Annotated in this window: 18 protein-coding genes and 2 pseudogenes; 6 read left to right on the forward strand and 14 right to left on the reverse strand. The window is 64.6% G+C overall.

The annotated features are described in order from the left end of the window. Positions 1-68: 68 nt before the first annotated feature. From ACQ5SP_RS14025 to ACQ5SP_RS14065, 9 genes are all read right to left on the reverse strand, one after another. The gene (locus ACQ5SP_RS14025; protein WP_430939018.1) at positions 69-1517 is read right to left on the reverse strand and encodes an amidohydrolase; all 1449 of its coding nucleotides are present in this window, start codon (positions 1515-1517) and stop codon (positions 69-71) included. A 384-nt stretch (positions 1518-1901) separates the two neighbouring features. Beyond that, the gene (locus ACQ5SP_RS14030; protein ID WP_430939019.1) at positions 1902-2882 is read right to left on the reverse strand and encodes a universal stress protein; all 981 of its coding nucleotides are present in this window, start codon (positions 2880-2882) and stop codon (positions 1902-1904) included. After that, positions 2879-4606 carry a cation:proton antiporter gene (locus tag ACQ5SP_RS14035; protein WP_430939020.1) on the reverse strand — a complete coding sequence of 576 codons (1728 nt, stop codon included), beginning with the start codon at positions 4604-4606 and terminating at the stop codon, positions 2879-2881. Before ACQ5SP_RS14035 ends, ACQ5SP_RS14030 begins: the two co-directional genes overlap by 4 nt. A gap of 436 nt (positions 4607-5042) precedes the next feature. Beyond that, positions 5043-7490: a GcvT family protein gene (locus tag ACQ5SP_RS14040; protein ID WP_430939021.1), complete on the reverse strand. Its 2448-nt coding sequence runs from the start codon at positions 7488-7490 to the stop codon at positions 5043-5045. Positions 7491-7514: 24 nt separating this feature from the next. Then, the gene (locus ACQ5SP_RS14045; RefSeq protein ID WP_430939022.1) at positions 7515-8273 is read right to left on the reverse strand and encodes an SDR family NAD(P)-dependent oxidoreductase; all 759 of its coding nucleotides are present in this window, start codon (positions 8271-8273) and stop codon (positions 7515-7517) included. A gap of 17 nt (positions 8274-8290) precedes the next feature. Beyond that, positions 8291-9115 (reverse strand): ABC transporter permease, encoded by an 825-nt coding sequence (locus ACQ5SP_RS14050; RefSeq protein ID WP_430939023.1) that lies wholly within the window; start codon positions 9113-9115, stop codon positions 8291-8293. Positions 9116-9127: 12 nt separating this feature from the next. After that, the gene (locus ACQ5SP_RS14055) at positions 9128-9982 is read right to left on the reverse strand and encodes an ABC transporter permease (RefSeq protein WP_430939024.1); all 855 of its coding nucleotides are present in this window, start codon (positions 9980-9982) and stop codon (positions 9128-9130) included. 20 nt (positions 9983-10002) lie between these two features. Beyond that, positions 10003-11163, reverse strand: coding sequence for an ABC transporter substrate-binding protein (locus ACQ5SP_RS14060; protein WP_430939025.1), 1161 nt, complete (start codon positions 11161-11163; stop codon positions 10003-10005). Between the two features lie 28 nt (positions 11164-11191). Beyond that, positions 11192-12229 (reverse strand): ABC transporter ATP-binding protein, encoded by a 1038-nt coding sequence (locus tag ACQ5SP_RS14065; RefSeq protein WP_430939026.1) that lies wholly within the window; start codon positions 12227-12229, stop codon positions 11192-11194. Between the two features lie 213 nt (positions 12230-12442). On the opposite strand from ACQ5SP_RS14065, the gene ACQ5SP_RS14070 reads away from it, so the two are divergent. Next, positions 12443-13222: a helix-turn-helix transcriptional regulator gene (locus tag ACQ5SP_RS14070; protein ID WP_430939027.1), complete on the forward strand. Its 780-nt coding sequence runs from the start codon at positions 12443-12445 to the stop codon at positions 13220-13222. Positions 13223-13760: 538 nt separating this feature from the next. Here ACQ5SP_RS14070 and ACQ5SP_RS14075 read toward each other — a convergent pair. The 4 genes from ACQ5SP_RS14075 to ACQ5SP_RS14090 all read right to left on the reverse strand — a co-directional run bounded on the left by ACQ5SP_RS14075 (position 13761) and on the right by ACQ5SP_RS14090 (position 18366). After that, positions 13761-14279 carry an OsmC family protein gene (locus ACQ5SP_RS14075; RefSeq protein WP_430939028.1) on the reverse strand — a complete coding sequence of 173 codons (519 nt, stop codon included), beginning with the start codon at positions 14277-14279 and terminating at the stop codon, positions 13761-13763. 21 nt (positions 14280-14300) lie between these two features. Further along, positions 14301-16241 carry a tripartite tricarboxylate transporter permease gene (locus ACQ5SP_RS14080; RefSeq protein WP_430939029.1) on the reverse strand — a complete coding sequence of 647 codons (1941 nt, stop codon included), beginning with the start codon at positions 16239-16241 and terminating at the stop codon, positions 14301-14303. 108 nt (positions 16242-16349) lie between these two features. After that, positions 16350-17426 (reverse strand): hypothetical protein, encoded by a 1077-nt coding sequence (locus ACQ5SP_RS14085; protein WP_430939030.1) that lies wholly within the window; start codon positions 17424-17426, stop codon positions 16350-16352. A 70-nt stretch (positions 17427-17496) separates the two neighbouring features. Next, positions 17497-18366 (reverse strand): fumarylacetoacetate hydrolase family protein, encoded by an 870-nt coding sequence (locus ACQ5SP_RS14090; RefSeq protein WP_430939031.1) that lies wholly within the window; start codon positions 18364-18366, stop codon positions 17497-17499. Between the two features lie 123 nt (positions 18367-18489). Here ACQ5SP_RS14090 and ACQ5SP_RS14095 point away from each other — a divergent pair, with 123 nt between their 5' ends. The 5 genes and pseudogenes from ACQ5SP_RS14095 (at position 18490) to ACQ5SP_RS14115 (ending at position 21594) form a co-directional block, all read left to right on the forward strand. Next, the gene (locus ACQ5SP_RS14095) at positions 18490-19212 is read left to right on the forward strand and encodes a GntR family transcriptional regulator (protein ID WP_430939032.1); all 723 of its coding nucleotides are present in this window, start codon (positions 18490-18492) and stop codon (positions 19210-19212) included. Then, a complete protein-coding gene (locus ACQ5SP_RS14100; protein WP_430939033.1) occupies positions 19209-19955 on the forward strand; it encodes a sulfite exporter TauE/SafE family protein in 747 nt (248 codons plus the stop codon). The genes ACQ5SP_RS14095 and ACQ5SP_RS14100 overlap by 4 nt, the downstream gene beginning before the upstream one ends. Before the next feature lie 11 nt (positions 19956-19966). Next, entirely contained in the window at positions 19967-20914 is a 948-nt protein-coding gene (locus ACQ5SP_RS14105) for a fumarylacetoacetate hydrolase family protein (RefSeq protein WP_430939034.1), read from the forward strand. Between the two features lie 60 nt (positions 20915-20974). Continuing rightward, positions 20975-21295: pseudogene (locus ACQ5SP_RS14110) on the forward strand (inorganic phosphate transporter); the annotation flags it as partial. A 29-nt stretch (positions 21296-21324) separates the two neighbouring features. Further along, a complete protein-coding gene (locus tag ACQ5SP_RS14115) occupies positions 21325-21594 on the forward strand; it encodes a hypothetical protein (protein WP_430939035.1) in 270 nt (89 codons plus the stop codon). A 46-nt stretch (positions 21595-21640) separates the two neighbouring features. On the opposite strand, the pseudogene ACQ5SP_RS14120 reads toward ACQ5SP_RS14115, so the two are convergent. Further along, a pseudogene (locus tag ACQ5SP_RS14120) lies at positions 21641-21853 on the reverse strand (hypothetical protein); the annotation flags it as partial.

Below are 21853 nucleotides of genomic sequence, written 5' to 3' on the forward strand. Positions count from 1 at the left end.
GCCCCCATGCCGCGCGGGTCCGCCCCCCTCTTTGCACGAGACGGGTGCGTCTTCGCCGGTCACGCGCCTCAGGCGCCCGGCAGCCCCCGCGGGATCCACCAGTCGCGCCCGCGTGGCGTCGAGATGTATTCGGGCCATCGGAAGTGTATGGGCGGGTCGTAATCGCAAAGCGGCGGCTGCCAGTCCGCGCCGCCGACGCCGCCGCCTGTCCGCGTGCGGAACTCCGCCATGGCGGCGTCGCGCGCGCTGTCATCCTCGAGCAACCGCAGGGCCGAGATCGCGAGCACTTCCGCCGCTTTCAGCACCGTGGGATCGATCGTGGCCGGGATCCCGCCCAATGCATTCATTACCCAGGCGGGATAGCCGAAGCCCTCGGGCGCCTTCAGCGCCGGGCGGGCGATATAGAAGCGCGCCGTGGGCGCATGCCAGCACATCTCGGTGTAGTCGTCCGACGTGGCGTGGGTCTGGCTGGGCGCCAACTCCTGGCGAAGCGCTGCCTCTGCCGTCTCGGGGGACACGAGACGCTGCATGGCGTCGATGAACGGCGCCTCCATCGGATCGAGTCCGAGCTCGGCCTGGATCGCCTGGGCCACCTCGATCGCGGCGCGCCCCCAGGCAGGCGGACCGGCCGCCTGCATCGCGTCCCAGACGACCCGGGCCATCGCGTGGTTCGCAAGCCCTGGGCGCGATTTCGACACCCAATGCCGTTCCCAGCGGCAGCCCGTCGCGGCCGCGGCGGCCGCGGCGGTGCGGTCCAGCGCGGCCGTGACATGCTCGGCCATGTCAATGGTCGGAACCCGGATCATGTATTGCAGCTCGGCAAGTCCGGCCGGCTGGTTGTCCGCGGTCGCCTGCCCGGCCGTCAGGACGGCCTCGGAGATGGACCAGCCGCCCTGGTGGGGCAGCATGCTGTCGCGGAGCGCCTTCGCGTTCACGTACATCACCGCCAGCGCGTCCATCGCGCCCGGGGCGCGGGCCGCGCTGTGGGATTGCGGTATCGGGGCACCGTCACCCGAACCCCAGTTCTCGGGCGCGTCGCAGATGAAGCGGTAGACCATCGCGTACGCGGCCCCGCAATGCGTGTTCCAGCGCACCGTGTTGCAAAGCGGAAGCATGTAGAACGGATGAAACGACAGCATCGCGGCCAGGCCGTCGTAATAGCCTTTCGCCGCGTGGATCGGCTTGGAGCCGCGCACCTTCTCCGCGGGTTCCCCGGTAAAGCGCAACCCGCCCGGTATGCCATGCCGCTCCATCGCGGCCTTGGTCGCCAGGAGCCCGCCCAACGCGCCTATCCCCAGGGCGGAATGCGGATCCGTGTGGCCGCCGGCCTGGTAGCCCAGGCCCGCGCGCGGCATCCGACGTGGCAGTGCGGCCTGGCAGTTGCCGGGTATCGCGTCGTATTCCGCATACATCCCGATGACCGGACCCGGTCCGTTGGACCATTCCGCCGCGAACGCCGTGGGCATGCCCCCGGAGCCTTCCTCGACCGTGAAGCCCTCGGCGCGCAGTTTCTCCACATACCATGCGGCGGATTCGTATTCACGCCACGCGGTCTCCCCGTAATCGAAGATGCGTGCGCACCAGTCCGAGAGATCGGGGGCGTGCGCCTCGATGAACGCCCGGGCGGTGGTCTGTGCGACTGATATGGAAATATCGGTGCTCCCTTGGCAAGGACATGAATAACCTCGCCGAAGCTTAACGCGCCAAGAGGCAAATGCACCATTCCGAAAACCTGGGGCGGGGATGAACGCCGTCGCCGGTCCTTCTCGATGCGTAGTAGCGTGGCGGTCCGCCGCTCCCTGGCCGAACGGGCGCAGGCCCGTGCGATGGCAAGGGCGGCGCGTTCGCGGCCCCTCTTCACACGGTGCACAGCGCAGCGCGCAAGACCGCGCCGCGCTGCATCAGTGCTTCAGCAGCGGGCTGACGAAGCCTTCCGGTTTCACGGCGAGGACCGGACATTCCAGGCTGTTGATGATGTTCTCGGCCGTATTTCCGATGAACACGCCGCTCAGCCCCGTCCGCGCCACGGTGCCCATGACGACCACGTCCGCCCCGACCGCGCGGCTCTGCTCATGTATGACCGTCTCCGGGGTCCCGCGTTCCAGGCGCGGCACCAGCCGGGGCACGGGGCCGATCTCTGCCCGGACATGCGCTAGGAAACGATCCATCACGTCGTGCCGGGCGGCGAGGATTTCGTTCACGTATCGGTCGGCGGAGATCTGCGCGTCGCTCCCGCCGGAAAACGCCCAGATCATCCCCTCGCCGACCGCTTCCCACGCGTGAAGAACGATGACCTCGGCCTCCGGCGCGCCCGCGACCATGCAGGCGGCATCGACCACGCGCCGGTTCAAGGCCGTCAGCGTCTCGGGCTCGGCGGCGTCCAGGACATCGAGATCGACCGCGGCCAGGATGCGCCTGGGACGCGGCGACGCCGTCGGCGTCTGCAGCCAGACGGGACATGGGCACTTGCGCAGCAGATGCTGGTCGGTGCTCGCGAACAGGAAGCGATCCAGGCCGGGCAGCGGTTCGGCCTTCTTGACGACGAAGTCGCAGTCCGACCGCGCCACGTGCCGGATGATCTCGAGATAGGCCTTGCCGACCGCCACCGACAGCGCGACCGGGCGGTCGGGCGCGATCTCTGCCAGTTTCTCGCGCACCGAATTGCGGGTGCGCTCCACCGCGTCCTCGATCAGCTTGTCGGCATCCGCGCCGGACAGGCGGGCGAGGATCGACAGGTCGTGCGGGGGCTCCACGCAGGCGATGACCTCGAGCGACGCGCCATGCATGTCCGAGAGGGCCATCGCGCTCTGCAGGGCGACCCGGCTGTCGCTCGTATCCGCCACGACAAGGATCTTGCGGGGGTTCGCTATGCTCATGGTCATGCCGGCAACTCCTTTTGGCCCTCTGGATCCTCCACCGCGTGCTCCTGGGCGGGCGCATCGCCCGCGATCATCCTGGCCGCGGCAAAGGCGGCATCCCGGTAGGGCATCAGCACGAGGTCAGCCCGTTCCGCCTGCAGCATGCCCGCGGTGGTATCTCGATGTGCGGCCACGGCGATCCTGCCATGGAAGCCCAGATCGCGCACGCCCTTGAGGAGCGCGTGGCGCGGATCGTCATGGGTGAGCCCGGTGTCGTGTTCGGGCACCGCCATGACCAGCCATTCCGCCCGTGCGAGCGGCAGGTGGCCGAGGAACTCCGGGTCGGTCGCGTCGCCAAACAGCACGTCGAAGCCCTGCGCGCGGGCATAGCGCACCGCCCCGGGGCTGAAATCGACGCCGAGGATCCGCTTGCCGCTGTCGCGCAACGCCGACGCGATACCCAGCCCGTAGCGGCCAAGGCCGAACAGGATCACGTCATGTGCGCGGGCGGCCTCGGTCGTGCCCGCATCTTCCGCTTGCGGCTGGCGGCGCTCGAAGACGCCGAGCACCGGCTCGAACAGGCCATAAAGCTGGTGGGAATAGGTGATCATGTAGGTCGATGCGGCAATGGTCACGAGCCCGACCAGCGTGACCAGCCCCAGGGCCTCCTCGGCCAGATGGCCGATGGCCACCCCCATCGCCATGAAGATCAGCGAGAACTCGCTGATCTGCGCGACGGTCAGCCCGGCGAGGAAGCCGGTGCGCTTGCGGTAGCCCATCGCCCCCATGATGGCGAGCACGATCAGCGGATTGCCGATCAGCACGAAGAGCGACAGCACGATGGCCGGACCGATGCTCGCCCCCAGAACCGAGAGGTCCAGCGAGGCGCCGAGCGCAATGAAGAAGAACAGCAGCAGGAAGTCGCGCAGGGAGGCGAGCCGCGCCGCGATCGCCTCGCGGAAGGGCGTCGAGGCGAGCGAGACACCGGCCAGAAGCCCCCCAAGCTCCTTGCCGAAGCCAAGGTAATGGCCGACCGCGGCCAGCAGCGCCGCCCATCCGATGGCAAAGGACACCAGAAGCTCGGGCGCCTGCGAAAGCCGCTCGACCAGCGGGTTGGCCACGTAGCGGATGAAGACCACGACGAAGGCCAGCATCGAGATGCCGTAGGCCAGGACGCGCAGCACCTCGGTCACCGCGGTGTCGCCCTCGGCCGCGGCACCGCCCACACCGATGGCCGACAGCGCGATCATGGCGACCACGACGACGATGTCCTGCACGATCAGGAAGCCCAGCGCGATCCGCCCATGCAGCGAATCGATCTCGCGCTTGTCGGACAGGAGCTTCACGATGATGATCGTGGAAGAGAAGGTCAGCGCGATCGCCACGTAGATCGCCGTCAGGGCGCTCAGCCCGAGCGCCAGCGCGATCAGGAAGCCGAAGACGGTCGTGAACAACACCTGCCCGAGCCCGGTGACCAGCGCGACCGGACCCAGGGTGCGCACGAGGTTGAAATCGAGCTTGAGCCCCACGAGGAAGAGCAGCACCGCGATGCCCAGCTCGGCAAGCAGGTCGATCTGTTCGTCTGACTGCGCGATGTCGAGGACCGAGGGCCCGGCGATGATTCCCACGGCAATGAAACTGACGATCAGCGGCTGGCGCAACAAAAGCCCGACAAAGCCAACCCCCGCCGCCAATACCAGCAGGGCCGCGATCTCGTAGAAGATATAGCTCTCTATCGCTGTGCTCACATCCCTCTCGTCAATGCTCTGCGCGATTGCCGGCACGGGCCTTCGCCTGGCCGCCTGACCGCATGGCCGTGGCAAGGACCGGTGACGCCGTCTCGACCTTCGGCCAACCGACAAACCGCATTCTTGGTCCTCTCACCTGGTTGACGCCTCCAAGATAAAGCTGACAAGTTTACTCGGAAAAGCAATACCTATCTTGATCGGACCGTCCGGCATGCCGTTTCGCACCGGTAACCGGGGCGCCCGGCGACGTGCGCCCGGTCGCCCAGCCCCGCGCCCGAAGGGCGGCGCGGGCACAGGGGCGCTTGGGCAGATGCGGGGATTGGCCGGTCGGGTCAGGCGGCGCCCCGGCACCGGCGCGCGCGCCGGGCATCCGGCCCGGGCCGCGGGTCGTTATCGCTACGGGACGGTGATCGACGGCGGTTTGCGATAACGGGCGTCAGGCCTTCATCCGCGCCGCCGCGGGATCGTAGAGCGGCTTGAGCGCGGCCGTCGCGGCGACCCGCCTTCCCATGACGTCGATCTCGTAGGCGGAGTCGAGCAGCGCAGCCGCGCTTTCGCCCTCGCAGGGCACGTATCCCATGCCGACCGCCGCGCCCAGGTGATGGCCGAAATTGCCCGAACTCAGATACCCGACGATCTCGCCGTCCCGGAGGATCGGCTCGTTGTGGTAGAGCAGCGGTTCCGAATCCCGGAGCAGGAACTGCATCATGCGAAGGCGCGGCCCGGTTTCCTTGCGCCGCAACACCGCGTCCCGGCCGATGAAGCGGGGCTTGTCGGTCTTGACCGCGAAGCCCAGCCCCGCGTCGATCACGTGATCCGCGCAGGTGATGTCGTGCCCGAAATGCCGGAAGCCCTTCTCGATCCGGCAGCTGTCCATCGCGTGCAGCCCGCAGAGTTTCAGGCCCAGCTCCTGGCCGGCATCACACAGGGTTTCGAAGACATGCCCGGCCATGTCGGCGGGGACATAAAGCTCCCAGCCCAGCTCGCCCACGTAGCTGACGCGGTGCGCCCGCGCGAGTCCCATGCCGATCTCGATCTCCCGGGCGGTGCCGAAGGGATGGACCTCGTTGCCGAAATCGTTCGGGCTGACCCGCGCCATCACCTCGCGCGAACGCGGCCCCATGACCGCCAGCACGCCCTCGGCGGGCGTCAGGTCGGTGACGACGACGCGGAAATCCCCCCGGTGCCGGTCGAGCCATGTCTGGTCGGCCAGCCGCGACGCGGCGGGGGTGACGACAAGGTAGGCGGTCTCGCTCAGGCGGGTGACGGTGACGTCGGCCTCGATCCCGCCGCGCGCGTTCAGGAACTGGGTGTAGACGATCTTGCCGGGCGCCACGTCCATCTGGCCGCCGCAGACCAGGTTGAGGAAGGCGCAGGCATCGGCGCCCTCGACCCGGATCTTGCCGAAGGACGACATGTCGTAAAGCCCGACGCCTTCGCGGATCGCCCGGTGTTCGGCCGCCGCGTTGGCGAACCAGTTCTGACGCCCCCAGGAATAGCGGTATTCCCGCGCCTGACCCGGTGCGGCAAACCAGTTTGCGCGCTCCCAGCCGGCGACCTCGCCCATGACCGCGCCCTGTTCCAGAAGCTGGGCATGGAAGGGCGTGCGGCGCACGCCGCGCGCGGTCGCCTTCTGGCGGTAGGGGAAATGATCCGCGTAGAGCAGGCCCAGCGTTTCCCTGGAACGCTCGAAGAGATAGTGGCGGTTGCCCTGGAAGGGCTGCATCCGCGCGATGTCGACATCGCCGAGATCGAAAGGCTTTTCACCGTCTTCCATCCACCGCGCCAGCGCCATGCCCGCGCCGCCGGCGGATTGAATGCCGATCGAGTTGAAGCCCGCCGCCACCCAGACATTGTCCGCGCCCGGGCAGAGCCCGAGATGGTAGGCATCGTCCGGCGTGAAGCTTTCGGGGCCGTTGAAGAAGGTGTGAATGCCCGCCTCCGCCAGGACCGGCACGCGGTTCACCGCGCGCTCGAGGATCGGCTCGAAATGGTCGAAATCCTCCGGCAACTGGTCGAACTCGAAGTCTTCGGGAATGCCCTGCATGCCCCACGGCTTGGCCTCGGGCTCGAAGGCGCCGAGCATCAGCTTTCCCGCATCCTCCTTGTAATAGGCGCATTCGTCGGGAACGCGCAGAACCGGCAGCACGCCCAGCCCCTCGATCGCCTCGGTCACGATGTAGAAATGCTCGCAGGCATGCAGCGGCACGTTGACCCCGGCCATGCGCCCCAGGTCACGGGCCCACATGCCGGCCGCGTTCACCACATGCTCGCAGGAGATGACGCCGCGTTCGCCCGACTCTGCCTGCCATTCGACGCCCTCGACCCGCGCGCCCGCGCGGCGGAAGCCCGTCACCCGGGTGCCTTCCCGGATCTCGGCGCCCTTCTGGCGCGCGCCCTTTGCCAGCGCGTAGGCGATGTTGGCCGGGTCGGCCTGCCCGTCGGCCGGCAGGAAGACACCGCCCGTGACCCCCTCGATGTTGAGATGGGGGTAACGGTCCTGCACCTCGGTGGGCGACAGTTCCTCGACGGCGACGCCGAAGGCGCGGGCCATGGCGGCGGTGCGCAGCAGTTCCTCGTGCCGCTCGGCGGTCAGCGCCGCGCTGATCGAGCCGCCCTGGCGGAAGCCGGTGGCGACGCCGGTTTCCTCTTCGAGCGACGCGTAGAGATCGGCCGAATACTTGGCGAGCCGGGTCATGCTCTGCGAGGAGCGCAGCTGCCCGATCAGCCCCGCGGCATGCCAGGTGGTTCCCGAGGTCAGGCGTTTGCGTTCCAGCAGCACGATGTCGCGCCAGCCGATCGCGGCGAGGTGATAGGCCACCGAACAGCCGATCACGCCGCCGCCGACGATCACCACGCGCGCCTGGTCAGGGATCTGGGACACGTCCTGCCTCCTCTCGCTCAATGGTCAGATACACTCGCCACCGTCGATGACCAGTGCCTGGCCGGTCATGAAAGAAGACCGATCGGACGCCAGATAGGCAATCCCCTCGGCGATCTCCGCGACGGTGCCGAAGCGGCCCATCGGGATTTGCGAAGCGATGTATTCCTCGAGCTTGTCCCGCCCCCCCATCTGGATTTCGAACCCGCGATTGAACGGCGTGTCGATGAAACCCGGGCAGAGGGCGTTGAAGCGGATATTCTCGTGCGCGTAGTCGGCCGCCATCTGTCGCGTCATGGCCAGGACGGCATGCTTCGTCGTGGCATAGGCGATCATCTCGCGATCATACTGCACGCCGGAATTGGACGACGTGATGATGATGCTCCCGCGTCCCTGTTTGCGCATATGTGGCACGGTCGCCTTGGCGGCGACGAAATGCGCCCGGACATTGAGCTGCCAGGACGCATCCATGTCGGCGACGTCCACTTGTTCCAGCTTGCCCTCGACCTGGATGCCGGCATGCGAATGCAGGATATCGAGACGGCCCTGTTGCGCGGCGACACCGTCGATGGCCGCGACCAGCGCGGCATCATCCGTCACGTCGAGCGTCACGGCCTCGGCCCGGTGCCCTGCTTCGAGGATTGCGTCGGCGGTCGCCCGCGCGGCATCGCCGTCGCGATCCGTGACGACGACGAACGCGCCCTCCGCGGCCATCTTTCGGGCGCCCGCCGCGCCAATTCCGGATCCTGCGCCCGTGACGAACGCGATCTTGTCCTGAAGATCCATGCATGGCCTCCTACGTTTCATTTCCTGGATTTTTTCCTGTCGCTGCTGCGCAGGATGAGCTGGGCGACGATCAGCAAGACGAGCGACACCACCATCACCATGGTGCCGATGGCATTGATTTCAGGCGTGACGCCCCGGCGGATAGAGGAAAAGATATAGATCGGAAGCGTCGTCTCCGAGCCCGCGACGAAGAACGCGATGATGAAATCGTCGAAGCTGAACGTGAAGGCCAGGAGGAAGCCGGCGAAGATCGCCGGCGCGATCAGCGGCAGCGTGATCCGGCGGAACGTCGCCCAGGGCGGCGCATAAAGATCGGCGGACGCCTCCATCAGCGCCCCCTCGATGCTCGACAGGCGTGCGCGCACGATGACGACGACCAGCGCCATCGTGAACATGGTGTGCGCCGCGATGATCGACCCGCGCCCCATCGAGAATTGCGGCGCGGCCTCGACCCTCGGCCAGATCGCGGCGATCCACGGGTTGATCACGTCAAACACGGTGACCAGCGCGATCAGCGTCGCGATCCCGATGACGATACCGGGGATCATGATCGCGATGTAGATGATGGCGTCGAAGACGGCGCGCACCGGCCCGCGCACGGAATGCAGCCCGACGGCGGCCATCGTGCCGATGATGCTGGCCAGCGTGGCCGAGGTGAAGGCCACGACGAGGCTGTTCTCGAGCGCCTCCATCACGAAGGGATTGTTCAGCGCCCGCCCGTACCATTGCACCGAGAAGCCCTGCAGCTGGCTGGCATGTCGGCCCGCATTGAAGCTGAACAGCGCGATGATCGCGATGGGCGTGTAGAGGAACAGGTAGACGCAGGCGGCGTAGATTCGCATCTCGGGCTGTCCTCACATCAACGACACGTCGGAATCGCGCTGCGTGTTGAGCCGCGCGATCAGCCGCATGTAGAGCGTCACGGTCACCAGCATCACGACGATCAGGGTCATTGCCACCGCCGAGCCGAAGGCCCAGTTCCGCGACTGAAGGAACAGGTCGACGAGCGCGTTGCCGACGAAGAAGACCTTGCCGCCCCCGAGCAGCGCCGGGATCAGGAACTCGCCCATGAGCAGGATGAAAACCAGCATGCATCCCGTGGCGATGCCCGGGATCGAGTTCGGAAGGGTAATCCGGAAGAAGGTGGTCATCGGCCGCGCGCCCAGGTCGGCCGATGCCTCCAGCAGCCGCTTGTCCAGGCGGTCGAGGGCGACGTAGATCGGAAAGACCATCAGCGGCAGGTAGCCGTAGACGATACCGATCAGCACCGCGAAAGGCGTGTAGATCAACCGCACATCGTCGATCCCGATGCTCTCGAGCAGGCGCGGGATCCCCTGCCCGCCGAGGATGTAGATCCAGGCGTAGCTCCGGATCAGGATCGAGGTCCAGAACGGCACGATGACCAGCACGAGAAGGATCAACCTCCATTTCGGATCGGTCCGGACGGCCAGCTGGTAGGCAAGCGGGTAGGCAATCAGCATCGCCGCGGCCGTGCCCAGTGGTGCCAGGATCAAGGTGTTCTTGAATGCCGCGAAACGCGCCGGCAGGTTGGCGTATTGTTCCAGGGTGAACGCCGCCACGTAGCCGCCCGCGTCGCCGCGTTCACCGAAGCTGAACACGAAGACGAAGGAGAGGGGCAGGATCAACATGATGAAAAACCACGCCGCCGCCGGGGCCAGCAAAAGCCAGTTGCGTTCGCGCCGTGTCATCCTGCCCCTCCGTTCTGCGATCAGGCCGACTTGAACCGCGCCATCAGCTCGGCCCGGTTCGGGTCGGTCAGCGTCGCCGCCGCCCCGAATTCAAGCGCGCTGAGCAGCTCCTCGGCCGGATAGAGGATCGGATCGTTGAGGATCTCTTCCGGCAGCAGGTCCTTCGTGCGCTGGTCCGGCGTCGGATAGCCATGGGCGAGTACCTCTCGCGCGTTGACCTCCGGATCGAGCAGGAAGTTGATCAGCGCGTAGGCCGCATCCTTGCGCGGTGCGCTCTTCGGGATGGCGTAGTAATCGCTCCAGAGTTCCCCGCCTTCCTCGCCCAGGACGAAGCGGATCTCGGGCATGTCGACATTCAGCTGCTTGCCGTCGCCCGTCCAGCACATGGTCAGCCAGGCATCGCCCGACCGCATCGCCGGCTGGTAATCCGACGAGATCGCGAAGAGGTGCGGCTTGGCGTCGATCAGCAACTGCTCGGCGTCGGCCAGCTCGGCCTCCGCGACGGAGTTGAAGGAATAGCCGAAATACTTCAGCGCGTTGCCGATGGTTGTCAGCTGGTAGTCATGAACCATGGTGCGGCCCGAGAAATCGTCCCGGGTGCGGTCCCAGAAGGCCTTCCACGAGCTCATCGCGCTGCCGCCCTCGTGGTCGGAATTCACCGCGAAGCCCGTCGTGCCCCAGTTCTTGGGAACCGCGTAGACGGTCCCGTTGACGGTCCCCGCATCGGCGAAACGCGGGTTGAAGGCCGACGGGTCGTAGTTGGGCAGCCTCGACAGGTCGAGCGGCTCGATCAGGTCCTCGTCCACATAGGTCGTGATCGTGTAGTTGGTCGGCACGAAGACGTCCCAGCCGCTGCCCCCCGCCTGGAGCTTGGCCAGCATTTCCTCGTTCGATCCGAAGACGTTGACCTGCGTGTAGGCGCCGGTCGTCTCGGTGAAGATCTCGAAATTCTCGGGATCGTGGTAGTTCGGCCAGGTGGCAAGGATGACCCGGTCGCCGATATCCGTCTGCGCCCGTGCCGCCGTCGGACGCAGGCCCGGGATCGCGGCGCCCATCACGGCACTCGCCGCACCGAGCCCCGTGACACCCAGAAAATGACGCCGGCTCACCGACCCGTTCTGGTAGCGGCGCAGTTCCTCCATGAACTTGCGCTTCGAGATGTAGCCACTGTTGTCTTTCATTGGAACGCTCCCTGTTGTGGTTTGATGTTCACTGCTCCGACAGGAGAATGCGCGCCGCGTCGTCGCGCCACGTGATCCATGCCGTGTCGCCCTTGTTGTACCCCAGGCCCTCTTGCTCCGTCTGACGCGGAGCGAAGACGATGACCTGCCCAAGCGTCTCGCTGGTGACGAGATATTCCGTGTGCTCCCCGAGAAAGATGCGGTTCTGGACCGTGACGGGATGCCCCGCATCCCCGGCCTCGGAGCGGAGGAATATCCGCTCCGGTCGCAGGCTCATGCAGGCCCGGTCGCCGACGTTCAGCCCCGGCCCACAGGACCCGGACAGGACCTGGCCGCCCTCGAGACCGAGCCCGGCCCGCGCGCCATCCTTCGAGGCGATCCGGCCCTCGAAAAAATTGGAGGTGCCGACGAAATCCGCGACGTATCTCGTCGCCGGGTGATCGTACAATTCCTGCGGCGATCCGATCTGGACGATCTCGCCGTTGCGCATGACGCAGATCCGGTCGCTGAGCGACAGCGCCTCTTCCTGGTCATGGGTCACCAGCACGAAGGTAATGCCCAGCGACCGCTGCAGGTCCTGCAGTTCGATCTGCATTTCCTTGCGCAGCTTGCGGTCGAGCGCCGCGAGCGGTTCGTCGAGCAAAAGCAGCCGCGGCCGGTTCACGATCGCCCGCGCAAGCGCCACGCGCTGTTGCTGACCGCCCGACATCTCCCAGATGCGGCGATCCTGGAACCCTTCGAGACGAACGGTCTCAAGGGCCTCGGCCACCCTGGCCTTGATATCCGCACGGGCGGGGCGCGGCCTTTTCTGCTGCAAGCCGTAGGCGATGTTCTGCGCGACCGTCAGGTGGGGAAACAACGCGTAGCTCTGGAACACCATGTTGACCGGGCGCTGGAAAGACGGCTGGTCGTTCACGACGTCGCCGGCGATGCGCACCTCGCCCTCGGTGGGTGTCTCGAAGCCTGCCAGCATGCGCAACGCGGTGGTCTTGCCGCATCCGGACGGGCCGAGAAAGGACAGGAACTCGCCCTGGCCGATCGCCAGGTTGAGATCCCGCGCCGCCATTACGGAACCGAAAGACTTCGACACGGACCGCAGCTCGGCCACGGGGGTGGCGGCTTCCGCCGGCGCCTCATATGCCAATTCTTTTGCGTTTTCCTGAATCATTCCCGAAATCTGCATAGATTGCATTTTCGCTATGAAACGAAAATATTGACGATATAGTAAATATGCTTTTTGTTATACGTTTATCAAATGACTGTTGTTGCGGGGAAAAGCGTGCAAACGGGCTGGATCAAGCAGACTGCCGATATCATCGACTCGCTCGGTGACGAGACATTCCCCGCCGTGCTCGCAGGTGCCCTGCGCGACATCGTGGGTTTCGATTTCTGCGTGGTTTTCGGCTATTCGGGCGATGCCCAACCGCTCGCCCTTTACGAGGATTTCCCCCCGGATCGCCGGAGGATGCATGTCACGGAATATCTCGAGGGTCCCTACATACTCGACCCGTTCTTCCTCGCCAGCCGAGATCCTGCATTGCGCGGCCTCTACCGCCTGTCCGATATCGCGCCCGATCGCTTTTACCAGGGCGAGTACTTCCGGAACTACTACGAGCAGACGGGCCTGGCCGAGGAGATCGGCTACCTGGTCACCGTCCGGGATGACCTGAGGCTGGTCGTGTCGCTGATGCGCAGGGAGAAACGGTTCTCCGCGACCGAGTTCCGGCACCTGGCGGCGGTCACGCCGGTCGTCCAGGCCGCGAGCCGCCGGCACTGGGCGAACGTCAGCCGCGACACCACGCATGACCGGGCCGGCATCGACGACCGGATCCGGACGGCCTTCCGGTCCATCGGCGAGGGCGTCCTCACGCCCCGCGAACGCGAGATCGTCGAATACACCCTGCAGGGCTATTCCGCCGACGCGACCGGGAAGACCCTTGGTATCTCGCCAGGCACCGTGCGCATTCATAGGCGCAACATCTACGCCAAGCTGCGCATCAGCTCGCAGGGCGAACTGTTCTCCGCGTTCATATCGGCGATAATGGCCGGCCACGCATAGTCTTCGCGCGGTTCATCGCGGGGCCGCCCCGGCCACCCGGGGCGCAGCCTCCGCCCGGATCGGTGCGCGGGATTACGCGGAGAGGCTGGAGGAAAGGCGCTCAACGCCTGAGGCGTTGTCCCCCCGAGCTGCGCAAGCTTCGCTCGCGCGACTGGATACGAACGCGGGAAAAAGGGCGCTGAGCTGATGGGGGGATGGCTCCTGCTCATGCCGGCGTTGCGATGCGCCAAGGTGCAGGCGTCCATATCTGCGGCGAGAGGAGCCAGCCCAAGCAAGTTACCCCTCCATCCTTCTGGTCAGAGCACGCGGGTCAGAAACATTGGAACCATCGAAGCGCAGTCTCCAAAAGATGGTCGTGGTCACCCGATCTTCGGGGGAAAAACTTGGACAACCCGGCGGAAGGTTTCAGGTCTGGGCTGACCGAATGATCCGGTCGACTGGAGAACGGACCCTCAAGCCTCCGCGTGTGAATGTCAGCTTCGGTCCGTCCTCGACCCGCAAGCACAGCCCAAGCCTTACCTCCGCTGCAGATCTACAATTATTCCACATTGCCGGCGTATTCACCGGCTGGCTTCTGTGTCCAGGTCACGTTCATTTCGACATTCGCGGCATCAAGCAAATTCATCACCGGGCACCGGAATTCGACGTTCTTGCGAAGTTGATTGAAACGGGCCTCGGTCTCATCCGAGTAGACGATAATTTCAAGTTTCGCGGTCTCGAAGTAAGGCCGAATGCCAGAAACGCCCTTCGGCCCGCGCACATCGATCTGGCTCTCACACGCGAAATCGACGCCCGAATATTCAAAGCTCATGGCCTGCGCCACACCGTTGATGATGACCCCGTCACACCCCACGAGCGCCACCAGAACCGTCTCGAGCGGGCTTGGGGCCGAATTGGTTCCGCCCAGCGATGCAGGTTCGTCGGTATAGACCGGATCGAAATCGCGGACCTGGATCTTGGTGCGCGTCCCGGCTGCGTTCGTCGCTTTCACGTGGCGCACGCCGATCTTCTTGGTTTCAGGGTCGATGCTTGGTTCGATGATGTCGGGGTCGATCATGGTTTTCCTCCCTTGATGTCGTCAGTTCAGCGGCAGCAGCGCACCAACCGGCGCATCGCCTCTGAGCAGTTCAAAAAGCAGCCGGATAAGCAGGAACACTGTCCCGCCATAGATCAGCGCGGTCCAAATTCGCATGCGCGCCCGAACGATGAGCATCCAGCCCAACAGCGCCACCGTCGGCACGCTGAAGCCGATGGCCCAGACCGCCCCGACATAAGCCGCGAGCGTCAAGAGGATCCCGGTTTCACCCGTTCCCGATCCACGATCGTATTCGCGGATCCCACGCCACAGAAGCCAGAGCGCCAACGGCAAGCCCGGGAAGACGGCAAGCGCGGGCATCAGGCGGGACGAAGGATTGAAGGTCGACATTTCCCAGAGCGCGTAGCCGAACGCAGTGCTGGCAACCACGGCGAGCAGGAGCGCTATGCCCTTGTCCGCCGGATCATCGGCTTCGGCCTCCTCGTCGGTGGGGCGCACAGCATCGGCGGGGCTTCTCACCCCCCGCGCCCGGACCCAGCGCCAGCCATGCATGACCAGGGGGATAATGATGACAGATCCAATGATAAGCACGCCAGGCCGCGTCAGCCACGACCAACCGTGGATCTGGTTCGTCAGCCAGAAATACTGCTCCATCGGTCCTGAAAGCACGAAGCCCACGAGCGCCGGTGCGCGCGGCCAGCCGCCATGCTTCATCAGCCAACCAAGCGCCCCGAGCGTGATCAGCATGAAGATGTCACCCATCGTGCTCGTGGACTGGTAGGCGCCGATCACCATTACCAGGACCAGGGGCGCGGCGATGATCGCGAACGGGATCCGGGTCAGCCGGGCAAGGAACGGGGCAAGTCCAAAGCAGACCGCGGCCCCCAGGATCGATGTCAGGGCGACGCTCCAGACGATGAGGAACATCAGATCGGGATTCTGGGTGATCATCCGCGGTCCGGGGTAGTACCCAAAGGAGAACAGCGCGCCGAGAAAGATCGCAGCCGCAGGTCCCCCGGGGACAGAGAAAAGCAAGGTTGGCACGAGATCGGAGATCACGGTTGCATTGTTTGCCCCCTCCGATGCGGCAACCCCGCGGATCTCACCCTTTCCGAAACGCGAGCGATCCGGCGTTGATCTGATTGCGTGACCGTAAGCGACCCAGGTCGATGCCGAAGCTCCAACGGCGGGGACAAAGCCACCGAAAACGCCGATCACCGACGATCGCAGCACAAGGAACTTGTTCGCCCAGAAGTCGCGAAACCCTTCTCCCCATCGCGCCACCTCCATGCGCTTGTGCGAGATGCCGCCACCGGCGGCCAGCATGCCGATGACCTCGGCCACCCCAAAGAGCCCGAGGGCAACGATGGTCAGTGAAAACCCGTCCAGGAGGTAGACCTGCCCGAAAGTGAACCGAAAATCGGCGGCCGCCTGGGCAGGTCCCACGACCCCGAGCAACATCCCGAGGCAGGCAGCCGCCAACCCCTTTGCCAGGTCTTTGCCAATCATCGAAGAGGCGAAAAAGAGCCCGACCAACGCGAACATGAAAAGTTCCGGCGTGGAAAGCAAAAGGACAATCGGGCCAGCGACGGGGATTGCCACGAACAGGATCGCCGCCCCGACCAAACCGCCCACCATCGAGGCAAGGAAACCCACCCCGAGCGCACGCGCCGCCTGACCTTTCTTGGCCAGCGCATGACCTTCGATCGCCGTGGGCGCGGAGGCAGGCGACCCCGGCGCACCAAGTAGAACCGAGGTGATCGTGTCAGACGTGTAGACGACCGAAATGGCCCCCAGCAGCATCGCCAGGCCGGAGTAGTCATCCATGTAGTAGACAAAAGGCAGCAGAATCGAAACGGCCGCCACACCCCCCAGCCCAGGCAACATACCGAAAACCATGCCGACCATCATTCCTGCAAGCAGTGCAGCGAGGCGCATCGGATCGAAAAGCGAGTCGAGGGCGGCGAGCGCGTTTTCCAACATGGGCAGGCTCCGTGGGACAAAGGCGGCGCGGGCCATGGGCAGCCCGCGCCTTCCAAAAACCGGTCGGCATGCCAGGGAGCGTGGCGCGCCGACCGGTGGGGGTCGAGATCAGAAATTGACCCCGTATTTTTCGCTCAGGAGATTGCGGAGATAGTCCTTCACCTCTTGGCTGGGCGACAGGGCTGCCTTGATGGCCTCCTCGGTGTCGGGACCGGCATTCAACCGCGCGCCATTCGTGACTTCCTGGCTTTCAGCGATGAATTCCGGGTCGGTGTTGATGGCTTCCACGGTCTCGGCGAAAATTTCGAGAACCTCCTCCGGTGTGTCAGGATGCATGTAGCCGGTCAGGCCGTATGCATAGGTGACCGAGGCTACGCCCTGGAATGCGTCCCACTCGATGCCGGAGGGTTCTTCGCCATTCATCTCGGTATAAACTTCCCAGACCGAGGGAAGTTCGGGCGCAATCGGATCACGGCCTTTCAGCACGCCGTCCTCGATGCTGCCACCTGTCCAAAGTGGCACTGCCCGGCCTTCTTCGACCGAGGGCACGACCTGGGTCAGGTAAACGGGCGTGAACTGGTAGTCGAGATTGACCTCACCCTGCTCGAAGGCAAGGCGCACCGGACCGCGCCCGTTGAACCCGAGGACCGTTTTCACATCGAGATCGAGAACCTCGAATGACAGCAGGCCCGGCAAGTCCGACGCCGCGGCCGCAATTCCGCCGTAGATCAGCGGCACGCTTGCATCCTTGATCTCGGAGGCCTCGGTCACGCCGGTCTCCGGTGAGGTATAGGCAACGGCACTGAACGGGTGACTGTAGGCCACACGGTAATCGGCGAGGCGATACTCGACGCCCTCCTGGCCGAGCACGAACGGGTTCGCGGTCGACGAGGTCGTGAACAGGATCGTCGTGCCATCGGATTTCGCGTTCTGTTCAAACCAGTTCGCACCGAGGATCGATCCCCCGCCCGGGCGGTCGATCACGTTGATTTCAGGATTACCCGGCAGGTGCTTCTCGAAATATGGCTCGAGGAACTTGGCGGAGACGAAAGTTGCTCCCCCTGGGCCGAAGGGCACGATCACGTCGATCGTCTTGCCCGCGAAATACCCATCCTGCGCCGAGGCCGTGCCGGCCGCCGTCAGGACCGCGGCGGCTGCCGCTGTCGTCATCAGTTTACGAAACATTTCTTTCGTCCTCCCTATTTTGGTTTTTTTCGGGTGGTTCGCCTTTTCAAAGCATGGTCCACCCGGAAACTCAGCCGATTTCGTTTTCCAGGACCCCAAGCCCCGTGATTTCGACACGCATCCGGTCTCCCGGCACCAGGTATTTCGGCGGTGTGAACCCGATCCCCACGCCAACTGGCGTGCCCGTCGCAATGATGTCACCCGGCAACAGCGTCATCGTCCGCGACATGGTTTCGATCAGGGTCGGAATATCGAAGATCAAGTCTGCCACCCGCGCATCTTGGCGGAGCTCACCATTGATTTCCGTTGTCAGTTGCAGCGCGCCGACATCCGCCACCTCGTCCGCGGTGGCAATCCAGGGGCCCATTGGACAGAACGTATCCACGCCTTTGCCGATCACCCATTGATTATGGATTTTCTGCAGCTCCCGCGACGTCACATCATTGACGATCACGTAGCCAAACACGTGATCCATGGCCCGGTCCTTGGGCGTCTGGAAGGCACGCTTGCCAATCACGACGCCGAGTTCGCCCTCGTAATCAACCGTATTCGTGTGGTCGAGTGAGCCTTTCACCACGTCGCCTGGCCCGCAGACGCTGGTTGTAGCCTTGGTGAAAACGACGGGATGGGACGGCACCTGTTCCTTGGCGCTGGAGTCGAAGCCGCTCGAATGAAACTCGGCGGCATGGGCATAGTAGTTCTTTCCAACGCAGAAGATGTCGCGTCTCGGCTCAGGGATCGGGGCAATGAGCCGCACAGCCGCGCGCGGAACGCGTCGCCCATCGCCGGAAGCCCAGGCCGCTTTCGCAGCTTCATCACCCTCGACCAGGCTCAGCACGGCGCGGTCCGCGCCGGAACCCTCGGCGCAAACGACGATTTGCTCGCCATCGATATAGCCAGCCGCGATGCGACCGTCTTCTTCAAAGGAAACAAGCTTCATATTCTCGACACTTTGTTTTTTTATCGATAATATAGGCAAGCATACAAAATTGAGTCTGTCAAACCCGTTGCCAAACCGCCGGTGGGTATGCTCAGAGACGGAGCAGCCAAAGGAGAGCCCCGCTTGAACGAGGCAAGCATGCAGAAAGCTCAGGGGAGTGCCCCCGGAATCGCCCCAGAGCAAGGCGAAACGCTGGCGCAAGCTGCCTATCGCACATTGCGAGTCGACATTATTTGCGGCCGTCGTCCGCCGGGCGAGCGCCTGCGCATCGAGCGGCTCAAGACCATCTATGGAATTGGCCCGACGCCGCTCCGCGAGGCGCTGCAGAAATTGTCGATGGACGGGCTGGTTCTTGTCGAAGGCAATCGCGGTTTCACGGTCGCGCCGCTCGACCCTGACGAATTTCTCGACCTGAACACGGCTCGCACCGCCGTGGAAAAAGAAGCGCTTCGCCTCTCCATCGCTCGTGGCGATGACGACTGGGAAGCCCGCGTCGTGGCGGCGAGCTACCTGATGGCCAAGGAAGACGCGGCCCTGGATGGCGCAAGCTACGTCCCGGACAGCTGGGAGAAAGCCAACTCCGCCTTCCACAGCACGCTGGTTTCGGCATGCGGATCATCCTGGCTGTTGCGGACCAGGGCCGGCCTCCATGATCTTTGTGAGCGCTACCGACGCGCTGCCGTATACCAGAAGCTCGGCAAGCGCGACCTCGGCGCTGAGCACAGCGAGATCGAAAAGGCGGTGCTGGACCGCGACGCGGAGCGCGCCTGTGCCCTGACCGAGAAACACTTCGCCCTCACGGCCGAGACACTGGTGACCGCTACGGCGGAGCTTGGCGCCAAATGACACCTGACATCTGGTTGTTTCTCGGCGCGGGTCTGGTTGGCGGGCTCGTGAACGCCGCCGCGGGTGGTGCCAAGCTCTTCGTTTTTCCCCTCCTCCTCGCGACCGGGCTGCCCCCGATCGCTGCCAACGCCACCGGAACCGTCGCCGTCTGGCCCGCGCAACTCCCGGCCGCATGGGTCTATCGCAGGGAACTCGTGGCGCATGGCCGAAGACTGGTCCGACAGATGCTCCCTGCGCTGGCAGGGGCCCTGATTGGCGCACTCCTCCTGATCGGCTCACCCGAGGGCACCTTCCTCGCGATTATCCCGGTGCTTCTCCTCCTTGCAGTCACTGCCATTCTTCTCGGCCCCAAGCTGGCGGACCTGATGCGCCGCACGTTCCCGGGCAAGAGGCTCGAGACAGCCGCGGGGGTCTTGCTCTTCTTCTGCGGCCTTTACGGTGGCTACTTCGGTGCAGGCCTGGGGTTCATGCTGTTGGCGGTTCTCTCCGCGGCAGGCGACGACACGCTGGGGCGCGCAAACGCCGCGAAGAACCTGTTCGCTTTCGGCCTGAACACAGTCGCGGTGGTTCCGCTTGCCCTATCTGGCCTTGTCGACTGGATCGCGGCGGCGGGGGTCGTGGCGGGCGGCCTCGCCGGAGGCTATCTTGGCGCCCATATTACCCGCCACCTGCCGGAACGCCTGATGCGAGTTGGGGTCGCCGGACTTGGCCTCGTTCTCACGCTTTCTTTCCTATTCCGTTGAGGAGAAGACCTATGCGGATATGCACGTTCTTGGAAAACGGTCGCCATCGCCTGGGCCTTGTTGATGGCGACACGCTACTCGACGCGCTGGCGGCCGGAGGTTCTACCGAGATCTTTGCGGATACGGTTGCCTTCATCACCGCGGGCGACGACGGCATCGCGGCCGCGAAGCAGCTTCTCGCTGACGGAGAGGATGCTGCCCGCCGGCCTTTCGCCGAATGCAAGCTTGGTGCGCCGGTTCTTCCCTCGACCGTTCTTTGCTCGGGCTCGAATTATCGTAGTCACAACGCCGAAAAGGCGAACACACCCCTCAGCGGCAAGGAACCGGAATTCTTCATCAAGACTGCGGACTGCGTGATTGGCCCCGAGGAGCCGATAATCCATGACCCCGCGCTCAGCCAGAAGCTCGATTGCGAAACGGAACTGGCGGTGGTGATCGGCAAACCGGGCCGTCACATTCCCGTCGACCGGGCGATGGAGCATGTCTTCGGGTATACCGTGGCGAACGATGTCACGGCGCGTGACAGACAGGTTCGCCGCTCGCCTGAAGGCCTGACCTGGTACGAGCTTGGTCGTGGTAAGGCCTTTGATTCAAGCTTGCCTCTTGGGCCCGTGATCGTCACGGCAGAAGAAATCCCGGACCCGCAGGCCCTGAACCTCTCGACCCGGATTAACGGCGAGCTTCGTCAAAGCGCCTCAACCGCCGACATGATTTGGAACTGCGCCGAGCTCATACATTTCTTCTCGATCAACTTCACGCTGCGCCCCGGCATGTTGATCTTGACCGGCACCCCAGCGGGCACAGCATGGTCAGTAGATGCCGATCTTGGTGGCACGTGGAAGCCCGAGGGCGCGCTGGTTCCGGCAACGCGCTATTGTCTGCCTGGTGATATCGTGGAGAGCACGATCGATCAGATCGGCACCTTGAAAAATCCCGTTTCAGCGGCTCGGAATCGGTGAGAAGCCCCCTGCCCGCCTCAGGCAGGATTTCTCTGACTGGGCCAAGCAGGCCGAGCATACGCGAGCCTCAACGATGCGATCCTCGCCGGAAGCGTCACCGATAAAGCTGCGATACCGCTCTGGGTCATGGCCGTGGGGGCCATCGGAATTTCGCTCGGGCTTGCTCTTTACGGCCCCAAGCTGATCCGCACGGTCGGCAGCGAGATCACCGAGCTCGACAAGATGCGCACCTATTGCATCGCGATGGCTGCCGCGATCACGGTGATTATTGCCTCGCAACTCGGCCTGCCGGTCAGCTCGACGCATATCGCCGTCGGTGGCGTGTTCGGCGTCGGTTTCCTGCGCGAGTACATCAAGGCGATGCCACGGCGCAGATCATTACCCGGCTCCACGGCGAGGTGGTGACGGCCATGTCCGGCGCCATCGCCGCCCTCGAGACCCGTGACCGCAAGCGTGCCGCCGAGGTCCGTGCAATGAAATCAAGGGTCGCCAGGATCCTAAGGGAAATCGCCGCGCATCAGGTGGCCCGCCTGCAGACCTCTGAACCGCAGAGGCTGCCGGCCTACACCCGCGAAATCGAGCTGACCGAGGCGCTCGACGATATCTTCAGAACGATCCGTCGCATCGCGCGAACCGAAAAGACCATCCTTCAACGACGCAATGCCATGCGGGATGTTTAGCCGTGGTATGAACCTTTGAGCATACCCCACACTCTGGCACCCCATCTCACTCGGGCAGACGTGCAGGGTTACTTGCGAGAGGTCCGGGCAAATCGAAATGCTTCTCGGCCTCTTCGAGAACGGCCGCGTCAAGATTTGGCGGCGCGAGGTCAACACTGGCCGACAGCCGCTCGACGATCTCATGCATCGCGGCAATCCGCGCGTATTTCTTGTTGTTGGCCGGCAGGACACACCAAGGCGCGTGTGCGGTGGAGGTGCG

Origin of the sequence: Rhodovulum sp. YNF3179 (genome assembly GCF_050586465.1) — a bacterium.
GTDB lineage: Bacteria > Pseudomonadota > Alphaproteobacteria > Rhodobacterales > Rhodobacteraceae > CAJXYS01.

Excerpts from the sequence above, each read along its gene's own strand:
- ACQ5SP_RS14065 (WP_430939026.1), bottom strand. The coding sequence starts at position 12,229 with ATGGCGGCGCGGGATCTCAACCTGGCGATCGGCCAGGGCGAGTTCCTG.
- ACQ5SP_RS14075 (WP_430939028.1), bottom strand. The coding sequence starts at position 14,279 with ATGATCGACCCCGACATCATCGAACCAAGCATCGACCCTGAAACCAAG.
- ACQ5SP_RS14060 (WP_430939025.1), bottom strand. The coding sequence starts at position 11,163 with ATGAAAGACAACAGTGGCTACATCTCGAAGCGCAAGTTCATGGAGGAA.
- ACQ5SP_RS14105 (WP_430939034.1), top strand. The coding sequence starts at position 19,967 with ATGCGGATATGCACGTTCTTGGAAAACGGTCGCCATCGCCTGGGCCTT.
- ACQ5SP_RS14080 (WP_430939029.1), bottom strand. The coding sequence starts at position 16,241 with ATGTTGGAAAACGCGCTCGCCGCCCTCGACTCGCTTTTCGATCCGATG.
- ACQ5SP_RS14085 (WP_430939030.1), bottom strand. The coding sequence starts at position 17,426 with ATGTTTCGTAAACTGATGACGACAGCGGCAGCCGCCGCGGTCCTGACG.
- ACQ5SP_RS14115 (WP_430939035.1), top strand. The coding sequence starts at position 21,325 with ATGTCCGGCGCCATCGCCGCCCTCGAGACCCGTGACCGCAAGCGTGCC.
- ACQ5SP_RS14090 (WP_430939031.1), bottom strand. The coding sequence starts at position 18,366 with ATGAAGCTTGTTTCCTTTGAAGAAGACGGTCGCATCGCGGCTGGCTAT.
- ACQ5SP_RS14055 (WP_430939024.1), bottom strand. The coding sequence starts at position 9,982 with ATGACACGGCGCGAACGCAACTGGCTTTTGCTGGCCCCGGCGGCGGCG.
- ACQ5SP_RS14045 (WP_430939022.1), bottom strand. The coding sequence starts at position 8,273 with ATGGATCTTCAGGACAAGATCGCGTTCGTCACGGGCGCAGGATCCGGA.
- ACQ5SP_RS14100 (WP_430939033.1), top strand. The coding sequence starts at position 19,209 with ATGACACCTGACATCTGGTTGTTTCTCGGCGCGGGTCTGGTTGGCGGG.
- ACQ5SP_RS14050 (WP_430939023.1), bottom strand. The coding sequence starts at position 9,115 with ATGCGAATCTACGCCGCCTGCGTCTACCTGTTCCTCTACACGCCCATC.
- ACQ5SP_RS14030 (WP_430939019.1), bottom strand. The coding sequence starts at position 2,882 with ATGACCATGAGCATAGCGAACCCCCGCAAGATCCTTGTCGTGGCGGAT.